Origin of the sequence: Pseudomonas sp. Irchel 3E20 (assembly GCF_900187645.1) — a bacterium.
Lineage (GTDB): Bacteria > Pseudomonadota > Gammaproteobacteria > Pseudomonadales > Pseudomonadaceae > Aquipseudomonas.
The window spans coordinates 232,073-243,283 of record NZ_FYEE01000002.1 but is presented as its reverse complement, the minus strand read 5'-3'; the positions used below and the strand labels follow the sequence as shown (position 1 = coordinate 243,283).

Sequence of the window (11,211 nt, the reverse complement as noted above, 5' to 3'; positions counted from 1 at the left end):
GTGTAATCCTAACAGCGGCCAAGAGCGTAATGGGGGATCAATCCAAACCGTTGCGAAAACCCATCAATTTTTTTTCGGCCGCTCCAGTTGCAACTGCTGCGGCGTATCAGGCAACCGCTCCACCACCGCCAGTTTTTCCGGCGCCTGACGGCTGCGCCAAGCGCGGAAGGCATCGAGTTCGCCAGTGAGGGTTTTCATCAGCCAGGCCAGCACGGCGATATCATCGAGCATGCCAAACATCGGAATGAAATCCGGGATCGCATCCACCGGGCTCAGGAAGTACATCAACCCCGCCACCACCGACAGCAAAGCCTTGGGGCTAATGGCGCGGTACTCGCCCCGCCAGTAGGCCAGGCACAGCGCCTGCAGCAAGCGCAGATCGTCCTTGAGCTTGCCCAGGCGATTGCCCTGGCTCGCGCCTTTGCTGGCCACGGCGAACAACAGGGTAGGCAAACGGCCACGGCTCAGGAGCCGACCAGCCATAGGGAGGAAACGGGCGAAACTCCAGGGTGTTTTCATCATTTCTCCCACTGAAATGTTATCCACACAAATTGTGGATAACCTTGTGAACAGAGCCTCATAAACCTGCTGAGAGCCCCGTTTTACAAGGGCCAGACTCAGATCGGGCGTTTTTCACTCACATAAAAAAATCCAATATTTCATTGACTTGGCGCCCATCACCCTCTAGCGCGGCGCCAGTTCTCCCTGTGACTCCTATCCGTGCCATCGGTTCGTTTTTCCATACGCCGGATGCGACAACGCCCCGCAGGAACGGGGCGTTGTCGTGGACTCAGACGCGGCTGCTTACTTGGCGGCCTCCGGCTTTGCCGGATCCTTGATTGCCAGCAGTTCCAGGTCGAATACCAGCACCGAGTTAGCCGGGATCGCCGGGCTCGGGCTCTGCTCGCCATAGGCCAGTTCGCTTGGAATGTACAGTTTGTACTTCTCACCGACATGCATCAGTTGCAGACCTTCGACCCAACCTGGGATCACGCCGCTGACCGGCAGATCGATCGGGCTGCCGCGCTCGACGGAGCTGTCGAACACCTTGCCATTTGTCAGTGCGCCGGTGTAGTGAACGGTCACTACGTCGGTCGGCTTAGGCTGGGCACCGTCAGCCTTCTGCACCACTTCATACTGCAGGCCGGAAGCGGTGGTGACCACGCCGGCTTTCTTGGCGTTGTCTTCAAGGAACTTCTTGCCGGCGGCTGCCGACTCTTCGCTCAACTTGGCCATGCGCTCTTCAGCACGCTTTTGCAGGGCAGCAAAGGCTTCGACCAGTTCGTCATCCTTGAGCTTCTGTTCTTTCTTACCGACGGCATCTTCAATGCCCTGGGCTACCGCTTTGGAGTCCAGGTCATCCATGCCTTCCTGGGCAAGGCTTTTGCCCATGTTCAGGCCGATACCGTAGGAAGCTTTTTGCGCCGGGGTTTTCAGCTCTACGCTGGTCTGCGAGTCACAACCCGCCAGAACCAGGCCAACCAGGGCAACCGCCGCCGCCAACCGATGCTGTTTCATGCTATTTCCTTGTTCATGCGCCGAGAGGGCAATCGAGTAAAGCCGCGAGCTTATCAGGCGGCCACGACCAATGGCTACCGGCATAAGAGCCGGATATGGCTGATAAGTTCAGGCATTGCCGCGCATTTGAGGGCATCGCGATAATTTCGTTAGAAGCGAACTGAAAAAGCCAAACCACAGACGAAAAAAAACCCGCATTGAGCGGGCTTTCTAGCGTGACCTGGCGTTCAGAGGGCCAGGGAACTTGAATATGGCGCAGCGGACGGGACTCGAACCCGCGACCCCCGGCGTGACAGGCCGGTATTCTAACCGACTGAACTACCGCTGCGCGTAGCGTTGAAAGCAAGTGGTGGGTGATGACGGGATCGAACCGCCGACATTCTGCTTGTAAGGCAGACGCTCTCCCAGCTGAGCTAATCACCCTTTACCTTCGATGCGGGGCGCATTGTGCCACAGTTTTTCATAACGTGTTGATTTAATTAATAAATTTATTAAAAAAACGGAAAAACCGTGAATCGACGCGCCCTACACAAACCTCGAACATAAAAAAGCCCGCGTGAGCGGGCTTCTCTGTGGTGACCTGGCGTTCAGCGTTCCAGGTTACCGAATATGGCGCAGCGGACGGGACTCGAACCCGCGACCCCCGGCGTGACAGGCCGGTATTCTAACCGACTGAACTACCGCTGCGCGTAACACTGAATGCGAATGGTGGGTGATGACGGGATCGAACCGCCGACATTCTGCTTGTAAGGCAGACGCTCTCCCAGCTGAGCTAATCACCCTTCACGCTCGGTGTGGCGCGCATTCTACGGAGCACCCCCTACTCTGGCAAGCACTTTTTAAAATAATTTTTTCAGGCCTTCCAAAGGCTTAGCGAAGGGTTGGCCTATCGGAATTGGAAGCGAATAATGCGCACCTTTGTATAAAGGAGAGACCCGCCCCATGTGGTTCAAGAACCTGCTTATCTATCGCCTGACCCAAGATCTGCCTTTTGATGCCGAGGCGTTGGAAACTGCACTGGCGACCAAACCGGCCCGTGCCTGTGCAAGCCAGGAGTTGACCACCTACGGTTTCGTCGCGCCGTTCGGCAAGGGCGAAGACGCCCCGCTTGTCCACGTCAGCCAGGATTTCCTGTTGATCGCCGCACGCAAGGAAGAACGCATCCTGCCGGGTAGCGTGGTGCGCGATGCCTTGAAGGAAAAAGTCGACGAGATCGAAGCCGAGCAAATGCGCAAGGTCTATAAGAAGGAACGCGACCAGCTCAAGGATGAAATCATCCAGGCCTTCCTGCCCCGCGCCTTTATCCGTCGCTCGTCCACCTTTGCCGCGATTGCGCCGAAACAGGGCCTGATCCTCGTCAACTCCGCCAGCCCCAAGCGCGCCGAAGACCTGCTCTCGACCCTGCGTGAAGTGATCGGCTCCCTGCCGGTGCGCCCGTTGACCGTCAAGGTTGCGCCAAGCGCCACCCTTACCGACTGGGTCAAGACCCAGAAAGCCGCGGACGATTTCTTCGTCCTCGACGAGTGCGAGCTGCGCGACACCCACGAAGACGGCGGCATCGTGCGCTGCAAGCGCCAGGACCTGACCGGCGAAGAAATCCAGTTGCACCTGAGCACGGGCAAAGTCGTGACCCAGTTGTCTCTGGCCTGGCAGGACAAGCTGTCGTTCATGCTGGACGACAAAATGGTGGTCAAGCGCCTGAAATTCGAGGACCTGTTGCAAGACCAGGCCGAACAGGACGGCGGCGATGATGCCCTGGGCCAACAGGACGCCAGTTTCACCCTGATGATGCTGACCTTCGGCGAGTTCCTCCCGGCCCTGGTCGAAGCCCTTGGCGGCGAAGAGACGCCTCAGGGAATCTAGGCCAACTTGCCCCCTGGATTAATGCCGGGCACCATACGACCCACCGCGGGGACGACCCCGCGGCTCTATCGAACTTTCAATCCGGGGACGACCCCACCATTGGATAGGGGGGCATCATGTCCTGGATCATTCTGTTTTTCGCCGGTCTTTTTGAAGTGGGCTGGGCCGTCGGCCTGAAGTACACCGACGGCTTCAGCCGCCCGCTGCCCACGGCACTGACCATCGTCGCGATGGCCATCAGCCTCGGTTTGTTGGGGCTGGCCATGAAGGAGTTGCCCCTGGGCACGGCCTACGCCATCTGGACCGGGGTCGGCGCAATCGGCACGGTAATCGCCGGGATCATCCTGTTCGGCGAATCCATGGCGCTGTTTCGCCTGGCCAGCGTGGCGTTGATTATCGCCGGGCTGGTGGGGTTGAAAGTCAGCGCCAGCTAAGTAGCCAGGCATGAAAACGCCCGCAATCGCGGGCGTTTTTGTATGCGCCGAAAACCTAACGCAGGCTACCGCGCAACCCGCCCACCAACTCGCGCAGATGCTCAGGCGCGGCGTCTACAACCGGCACCGGTTGCCCAGCCACCAGCGTCACCCGCGACCAGATGCGGTGGAAAAAGCCCTTGCCCGGGTCGCGGCTGAAGAAGCTGCCCCACAACCCCTGCAACGCCAACGGAATCACCGGCACCGGGGTTTCTTCGAGAATCCGCGTCAGCCCGCCCTTGAACTCGCTGATCTCACCGTCCGAGGTCAACTTGCCTTCGGGAAAGATGCACACCAGTTCGCCGTCCTTGAGGTACTGGGCGATCCGGGTGAAAGCCTTTTCGTAGATCTGGATATCTTCCTGCCGCCCGGCAATCGGAATGGTCCCGGCGGTGCGGAAGATAAAGTTCAGCACCGGCAGGTTGTAGATTTTGTAGTACATAACAAAGCGAATCGGCCTACGCACCGCCCCACCAATGAGCAAGGCATCGACAAAGGACACGTGATTGCACACCAACAGCGCCGCGCCTTCATCGGGAATCTGCTCCAGGTTGCGATGCTCGACTCGGTACATGGAATGGCTCAGCAGCCAGATCAGGAAGCGCATGCTGAACTCGGGGACGATTTTGAAGATGTAAGCATTGACCGCGACGTTGAGCAGCGACACCACCAAAAACAGCTGGGGGATCGACAGCTTCGCCAGGCTCAGCAGCACGATCGAGACAATCGCCGAGACCACCATGAACAAGGCATTGAGGATGTTGTTGGCGGCAATCACCCGCGCCCGCTCGTTTTCGGCGGTGCGCGACTGGATCAACGCGTACAGCGGCACAATATAGAAGCCGCCGAAAACCCCCAGCCCGAGGATATCCACCAACACCCACCAGGCCTGGCCGAAGCCCAGCACGGTGAGCCAGTCGTGGCCCGAGGCGCTGGCCGGGATACCGCCGGAGTGCCACCACAGCAGCAAGCCAAATACCGTCAGGCCAAAGGAGCCGAACGGCACCAGGCCGATTTCCACTTTGCGCCCCGAAAGTTTCTCGCAAAGCATCGAACCCAGGGCGATGCCCACCGAAAACACCGTGAGGATCAGGGTGACCACGGTTTCATCGCCGTGCAGCCACTCTTTGGCGTAGGCCGGGATCTGCGTCAGGTAGATCGCGCCGACAAACCAGAACCACGAGTTGCCGACAATCGAACGAGACACGGCAGGCGTCTGCCCCAGGCCCAGGCGCAAGGTGGCCCAGGACTGGCTGAAGATGTTCCAGTTGAGGCGCAGCTCAGGCGTAGAGGCCGCAGCCCTCGGAATAGCGCGGCTGGCCAGGTAGCCCAACACCGCCACCGCGATAATGGCCGTGGCAACGACGGGGGCGTACTGGGTCGACGACATCATCACGCCAGCACCGATGGTGCCCGCCAGGATCGCCAAAAAGGTGCCCATTTCCACCAAGCCATTGCCGCCCACTAGCTCCTCTTCGCGCAGAGCCTGGGGCAGGATCGAGTACTTCACCGGGCCGAACAGCGCCGAGTGGGTGCCCATGGCGAACAGCGCCAGGAGCATCAGCCACAGGTGATTGAACAGAAAACCCACCGCGCCGACGGCCATGATGGCGATTTCGCAGAGTTTAATCAGGCGGATCAACGCGTCCTTGGCGAACTTTTCGCCAAACTGCCCGGCCAGCGCCGAGAACAGAAAAAACGGCAGGATAAACAGCAATGCGCACAAGTTGACCCAGATCGAGCGGTCGCCCTCGATGGCCAATTTGTAGAGGATGGCGAGGATCAGCGACTGCTTGAAAATGTTGTCGTTGAACGCCCCGAGGGACTGCGTGATGAAAAACGGCAAGAAACGCCGCGTGCGGAGCAAGGTGAACTGCGAAGGGTGACTCATCGTCCATGTCCCTGAGTGGCTTGGATGCCTTATTAGAGGGTCGAATACTGGCCCAAGCCACACACTTCGCCAACCCCCCGGCGCTCTAGCGGGGCAAACCGGCCAGGCAAGGCGAGACGAACAACTCACCGCGATAAGCCCCTTGCACGGTGCGGGTGGCCACCACCAGCCACATCAGCGCCAGCGTCGCCACCAGCAGGCAGCCGACCACGCTGAAAAAACCCAGGTGCAGGGTCTCGGCCAGTTTCAGGGTGGCCAGGGCATACACCCCGAGCGGGAAGGTGAAGCCCCACCAGCCCAGGTTGAAGGGAATACCGCTGCGCAGGTACTTGAGGGTAATCAGCACGGCGATGAGCATCCACCAAAGGCCCAGCCCCCACAGCGTGATCCCCGCCACCAGCCCCAGCCCGGCGGCGATTTCACCGATACCGGGCAAGCCGTTGGCGGCAAAGATCGCCGGGGCATCGGCGCCCAGCAGCAGCATGCCCAAAGCGCCGGTGCCGATCGGCCCCAGGGCCAGCCAACTCGACGCCGCCATGCTCTCGTGGGGCAGTTTGTGCAGGGCCATGCGCAGCACCAGGATGGTGAGGATGCTGAACGCCACCGGCAGGGAAAACGCCCACAGCACGTAACTGGTCACCAGCATCACGAATTGCCCGTGGGCATCGGCCAGGTGCGGCGCCAGCAGGCCCCCGCTGGCCGCCGCCACTTCCGCCGCCACCACTGGCAGCAGCCAGACTGCGGTCATCTGGTCGATGCTGTGCTCCTGGCGGGTGAACATCAGAAACGGGATCAACACCCCGCAGGCCAGGGCCATGGCCACGTCCAGCCACCAGATCGCCTCGGCCAGCGGCACGACGCCTGCACCCCAGCGTGGCAGGCCGAACAACAACAGGCCATTAAGGATGGTGGCCAGGCCCATGGGGATGGTGCCGAAGAACATCGATACGGTGGAATGGCCGAAAATTCGCCGTGCTTCGTCGAAGAACAGCCACCAACGGGCGGCGTACAGCGCCGAAAACAGCACGAACAGGGCGATGGTCAGCCACCACAGGCCCTCGGCCACCGCGTGCAGGCCCGCCAGAGGCAACGGCAGTTGCGCCAGCGCCAAGGCCAGCACGCCGGTGCCCATGGTGGCGGCGAACCAGTTAGGGGTGAATTGGCGAATGGCTTCGCGCGGATGGGGCAAATGCCGCAACGGGCGATAGCTGCGAGCCAGGGTATTGGGGCACGTCATGGGCGACTCCGCTGCTCTGATGAGGTAGCGCCCATGCTAGACCCGAATCGAATATCTATATAACGGGTAATTTCTCTAACTGTTATCTGTTTTACCTATATGCCCTACACACTGCCCTCGCTCTCCACCACCAGCACCCGCGCCACGCCCTGTGGATGGGCCACGTGCTCGGTGCCGACAGTGGCGTAGAAAATGTCCCCCACGTCCAGCAGCACCCGTTGTTCCACGCCCTGCTCGCGATAGTGCATCTCGACTTGCCCGTCGAGTACCACGAAGACTTCCTGGCCATCGTTGATGTGCCATTTATAAGGCTGGTCGGTCCAGTGCAGGCGCGTGGTGATGCCGTTCATGGTGGCGATATCCAACGCCGCCCAGGGGCGCTCGCCGATGAAGGATTTGCTACGGATGACGCGCATGAATAAGCCTGCCGAGTAAGAAGGAAACCGGGCCGGGCATTGTGCTACTAATTACTCGACACCGCACCGGCCAGAGCGCTGCGACACCACACCACGCTGAGACCTTGGTCGAGACTGACGAACGCCCGGGGCCGTGCGAGACTGTCCGACCGGGCTTGAGGCCCGGTGTCTTTTGCCGGGAGCTCCCATGTCGTTGTCCAGCGGGCTGATTGCCGCCGTTGCCCTGGCCTATATGGCCATCATGTTCGCCATCGCCTTCTACGGTGACCGGCGCAGCAAACCCCTGCCGCCGCGAGTGCGCGCCTGGGTATATAGCCTGTCGCTGGCGGTCTATTGCACCAGTTGGACCTTCTTCGGGGCCGTGGGCCAGGCTGCCGAGCAGTTGTGGTCGTTCCTGCCGATCTACCTGGGGCCGATCCTGTTGCTGGTGCTGGCGCCCTGGGTGCTGCAAAAAATGGTGATGATTAGCAAGCAAGAGAACATCACCTCCATCGCCGACTTCATCGCCGCGCGCTATGGCAAATCCCAATCCCTGGCGGTGGTGGTGGCGTTGATCTGCCTGGTGGGCGTGCTGCCCTACATCGCCCTGCAACTCAAGGGCATCGTGCTCGGCGTGAACCTGTTGATCGGCGCCGGCGCCGACGCCATGGGCACCCGCGCCCAGGACACGGCGCTGATCGTGTCGCTCATTTTGGCCCTGTTCACCATCGTTTTCGGCACGCGCAACCTGGACGCCACCGAGCACCACCGGGGCATGGTGCTGGCGATTGCCTTTGAATCTTTGGTCAAGCTGTTCGCGTTTCTGGCCGTCGGTGCGTTCGTTACCTACGGCCTCTACGACGGTTTCGACGACCTCTTCGACCAAGCCATGCTGGCCCCGCGTCTGGAGCAGTACTGGAAGGAAACCATCAACTGGCCCTCCATGGTGGTACAGACCGGCGTGGCGATGATGGCCATCATCTGCTTGCCCCGGCAGTTCCACGTCACGGTGGTGGAAAACATCGAGCCGGCGGACCTGCGCCTGGCCAAATGGGTGTTCCCCGCCTACCTCGCCCTCGCCGCGCTGTTCGTGGTGCCGATTGCCCTGGCCGGGCAAATGCTGTTGCCCAGTTCGGTGCTGCCTGACTCTTTCGTCATCAGCCTGCCCCTGGCCCAGGCCCACCCGGCGCTGGCCTTGCTGGCGTTTATCGGCGGCGCCTCGGCGGCCACCGGCATGGTGATTGTGGCCAGCGTGGCGCTGTCCACCATGGTGTCCAACGACATGCTGCTGCCCTGGCTGCTGCGGCGCAAAAACGCCGAGCGCCCGTTCGAGGTGTTCCGCCACTGGATGCTCTCGGTGCGCCGGGTCAGCATCGTGGTGATCCTGCTGCTGGCCTACGTCAGCTATCGCCTGCTGGGCTCGACCGCAAGCCTGGCGACCATCGGCCAGATCGCCTTCGCCGCCGTCACCCAACTGGCCCCGGCGATGCTCGGCGCGCTGTACTGGAAACAGGCCAACCGCCGCGGCGTGTTCGCCGGTTTGGCGGCGGGCACCTTCCTGTGGTTCTACACCCTGGTGCTGCCGATCGCCGCCCACAGCCTGGGCTGGTCGCTGAGTACCTTCCCCGGGCTGGCGTGGCTGCATGGCAACCCGCTGAACCTGCCGATCACCCCGCTAACCCAAGGCGTGGTGCTGTCGCTGGCGGGCAACTTCACCCTGTTCGCCTGGGTCTCGGTGCTGTCGCGCACCCGGGTTTCGGAGCACTGGCAGGCCGGGCGTTTTATCGGCCAGGAAATCCACGCGCGGCCCAACGCCCGCTCCATGCTCGCGGTGCAGATCAACGACCTGCTGAGCCTCGCCGCCCGCTTCGTCGGCGAAGAGCGCGCGCGGCAGAGTTTTATCCGCTTCGCCTATCGCCAGGGCAAAGGCTTCAACCCCAACCAGAACGCCGATGGCGAATGGATCGCCCATACCGAACGCCTGCTGGCCGGCGTGCTCGGTGCCTCCTCGACCCGGGCGGTGGTGAAAGCCGCCATCGAAGGGCGGGAAATGCAGCTCGAAGATGTGGTGCGCATCGCCGACGAAGCCTCGGAGGTGCTGCAATTCAACCGCGCCCTGCTGCAAGGGGCGATCGAGAACATCACCCAAGGCATCAGCGTGGTCGACCAATCGCTGAAACTGGTGGCCTGGAACCGCCGCTACCTGGAGCTGTTCAACTACCCCGAAGGCCTGATTAGCGTGGGCCGGCCGATTGCCGACATCATCCGTTACAACGCCGAACGCGGCCTATGCGGCCCAGGCGAGGCGCAAGTGCATGTGGCTCGCCGCCTGCACTGGATGCGCCAGGGCCGTGCTCACACCTCCGAACGTTTGTTCCCCAATGGCCGGGTGATCGAGTTGATCGGCAACCCCATGCCCGGCGGCGGTTTCGTCATGAGCTTTACCGACATCACCGCGTTCCGCGAAGCCGAGCAAGCCCTCACCGAAGCCAACGAAGGCCTGGAGCGACGGGTCACCGAGCGCACCCACGAGTTGTCCCAACTCAACGTGGCACTGACCGAAGCCAAGGGCACCGCCGAATCCGCCAACCAGTCCAAAACGCGCTTTTTGGCCGCTGTCAGCCACGACCTGATGCAGCCCTTGAACGCTGCGCGGCTGTTCTCCGCCGCCCTCTCCCACCAGGACGACGGCTTATCGGCAGAAGCACAAAAACTGGTGCAGCACCTGGACAGTTCGCTGCGCTCGGCCGAAGACCTCATCAGCGACCTGCTGGACATTTCCCGCCTGGAAAACGGCAAGATCAACCCCGACCGCAAACCCTTCGCCCTCAACGAGTTGTTCGACACCTTGGGCGCCGAGTTCCAGGCCCTGGCCCGCGAACAGCAAATGACCTTCCGCCTGCGGGGCAGCCGTTTACGCGTGGACAGTGATATCAAGTTGCTGCGGCGCATCCTGCAAAACTTCCTCACCAACGCCTTCCGCTACGCCAAAGGCCCGGTACTGCTAGGCGTGCGCCGCCGCGGCAATGAGCTGAGCCTGCAAGTGTGGGACCGCGGGCCGGGCATTCCGGAAGACAAGCGGCAGGTGATTTTCGAGGAATTCAAGCGTTTGGACAGCCACCAGACCCGCGCCGAAAAAGGCCTGGGCCTGGGCCTGGCGATTGCCGACGGCCTATGCCGCGTGTTGGGGCATAGCCTGCAAGTGCGCTCCTGGCCGGGCAAGGGCAGCCTCTTTAGCGTCAGCGTGCCCTTGGCCCGCAGCCAGGCCAGCGCACCGGCGAAAGTCGCCGAGCAAAACGGCCAACTGCCCAATGGCGCGCGGGTGCTGTGCGTGGACAACGAAGACAGCATCCTGATCGGCATGAACAGCCTGCTGACGCGCTGGGGCTGCCAAGTCTGGACGGCGCGTAACCGCGAAGAATGCGCGGCACTGATAAACGATGGGCTGCGCCCGCACCTGGCGCTGGTGGACTATCACCTGGACGACGGCGAAACCGGCACCGGGCTGATGGCCTGGCTGCGCACCGAACTGGGCGAACCGGTGCCCGGCGTGGTCATCAGCGCGGACGGGCGCCCGGAAATGATCGCCCAAGTCCACGCCGCCGGCCTGGACTACCTGGCCAAACCGGTGAAACCGGCGGCCCTGCGGGCGCTGCTGAGCCGGCATTTACCGCTCTGAGGCCCACTGTGCAAGGGTTTGTGAGGGCCCGCTCCCACAGGGGCCGCGTTGCCGGTTTTTTTGTGGGAGCGGGCCCGCCCGCGATGGCGGCCTTGCAAACGCTAGAGGGGCATCGGCTGTACCGGCCTCATCGCGGGCAGGCCCGCTCCCACAGT

The 11,211-nt window shown here is 61.8% G+C and carries 8 protein-coding genes and 4 tRNA genes; 3 read left to right on the top strand and 9 right to left on the bottom strand.

Annotated features, from left to right (window positions below; genetic code table 11):
- Window positions 1–63 precede the first annotated feature (63 nt).
- The 6 genes from CKW13_RS04530 to CKW13_RS04505 form a co-directional block, all read right to left on the bottom strand.
- The gene (locus CKW13_RS04530) at window positions 64–519 is read right to left on the bottom strand and encodes a YkvA family protein (protein WP_095107402.1); all 456 of its coding nucleotides are present in this window, start codon (window positions 517–519) and stop codon (window positions 64–66) included.
- Window positions 520–804: 285 nt separating this feature from the next.
- Window positions 805–1,518 carry an FKBP-type peptidyl-prolyl cis-trans isomerase gene (locus CKW13_RS04525; RefSeq protein WP_095107401.1) on the bottom strand — a complete coding sequence of 238 codons (714 nt, stop codon included), beginning with the start codon at window positions 1,516–1,518 and terminating at the stop codon, window positions 805–807.
- Window positions 1,519–1,769: 251 nt separating this feature from the next.
- Window positions 1,770–1,846, bottom strand: a tRNA-Asp gene (locus tag CKW13_RS04520).
- Between the two features lie 19 nt (window positions 1,847–1,865).
- Window positions 1,866–1,941 (bottom strand) — tRNA-Val (locus CKW13_RS04515).
- 187 nt (window positions 1,942–2,128) lie between these two features.
- Window positions 2,129–2,205 (bottom strand) — tRNA-Asp (locus CKW13_RS04510).
- Window positions 2,206–2,224: 19 nt separating this feature from the next.
- Window positions 2,225–2,300, bottom strand: a tRNA-Val gene (locus tag CKW13_RS04505).
- Between the two features lie 160 nt (window positions 2,301–2,460).
- Between CKW13_RS04505 and rdgC the strand changes: the two genes are divergently transcribed.
- Together rdgC and sugE are read left to right on the top strand one after the other, a co-directional pair.
- The gene (gene rdgC / locus CKW13_RS04500) at window positions 2,461–3,381 is read left to right on the top strand and encodes a recombination-associated protein RdgC (protein WP_095107400.1); all 921 of its coding nucleotides are present in this window, start codon (window positions 2,461–2,463) and stop codon (window positions 3,379–3,381) included.
- Window positions 3,382–3,497: 116 nt separating this feature from the next.
- Window positions 3,498–3,815 (top strand): quaternary ammonium compound efflux SMR transporter SugE, encoded by a 318-nt coding sequence (sugE, locus tag CKW13_RS04495; RefSeq protein ID WP_095107399.1) that lies wholly within the window; start codon window positions 3,498–3,500, stop codon window positions 3,813–3,815.
- Between the two features lie 55 nt (window positions 3,816–3,870).
- On the opposite strand, the gene CKW13_RS04490 is transcribed toward sugE, so the two are convergent.
- The 3 genes from CKW13_RS04490 to CKW13_RS04480 form a co-directional block, all read right to left on the bottom strand.
- Window positions 3,871–5,745: an MFS transporter gene (locus CKW13_RS04490; RefSeq protein ID WP_095107398.1), complete on the bottom strand. Its 1,875-nt coding sequence runs from the start codon at window positions 5,743–5,745 to the stop codon at window positions 3,871–3,873.
- Between the two features lie 85 nt (window positions 5,746–5,830).
- Window positions 5,831–6,982, bottom strand: coding sequence for a TDT family transporter (locus tag CKW13_RS04485; protein WP_095107397.1), 1,152 nt, complete (start codon window positions 6,980–6,982; stop codon window positions 5,831–5,833).
- 104 nt (window positions 6,983–7,086) lie between these two features.
- Complete coding sequence (locus CKW13_RS04480) at window positions 7,087–7,398, bottom strand: cupin (RefSeq protein ID WP_095107396.1); 312 nt, start codon at window positions 7,396–7,398, stop codon at window positions 7,087–7,089.
- 187 nt (window positions 7,399–7,585) lie between these two features.
- Between CKW13_RS04480 and CKW13_RS04475 the strand changes: the two genes are divergently transcribed.
- Window positions 7,586–11,056 carry a PAS domain-containing hybrid sensor histidine kinase/response regulator gene (locus tag CKW13_RS04475; RefSeq protein WP_095107395.1) on the top strand — a complete coding sequence of 1,157 codons (3,471 nt, stop codon included), beginning with the start codon at window positions 7,586–7,588 and terminating at the stop codon, window positions 11,054–11,056.
- Window positions 11,057–11,211 lie beyond the last annotated feature (155 nt).

Bases quoted from the DNA above. Each gene is read 5' to 3' on its own strand.
- CKW13_RS04530 (WP_095107402.1), bottom strand. From the start codon at position 519: ATGAAAACACCCTGGAGTTTCGCCCGTTTCCTCCCTATGGCTGGTCGG.
- CKW13_RS04525 (WP_095107401.1), bottom strand. From the start codon at position 1,518: ATGAAACAGCATCGGTTGGCGGCGGCGGTTGCCCTGGTTGGCCTGGTT.
- rdgC (WP_095107400.1), top strand. From the start codon at position 2,461: ATGTGGTTCAAGAACCTGCTTATCTATCGCCTGACCCAAGATCTGCCT.
- sugE (WP_095107399.1), top strand. From the start codon at position 3,498: ATGTCCTGGATCATTCTGTTTTTCGCCGGTCTTTTTGAAGTGGGCTGG.
- CKW13_RS04490 (WP_095107398.1), bottom strand. From the start codon at position 5,745: ATGAGTCACCCTTCGCAGTTCACCTTGCTCCGCACGCGGCGTTTCTTG.
- CKW13_RS04485 (WP_095107397.1), bottom strand. From the start codon at position 6,982: ATGACGTGCCCCAATACCCTGGCTCGCAGCTATCGCCCGTTGCGGCAT.
- CKW13_RS04480 (WP_095107396.1), bottom strand. From the start codon at position 7,398: ATGCGCGTCATCCGTAGCAAATCCTTCATCGGCGAGCGCCCCTGGGCG.
- CKW13_RS04475 (WP_095107395.1), top strand. From the start codon at position 7,586: ATGTCGTTGTCCAGCGGGCTGATTGCCGCCGTTGCCCTGGCCTATATG.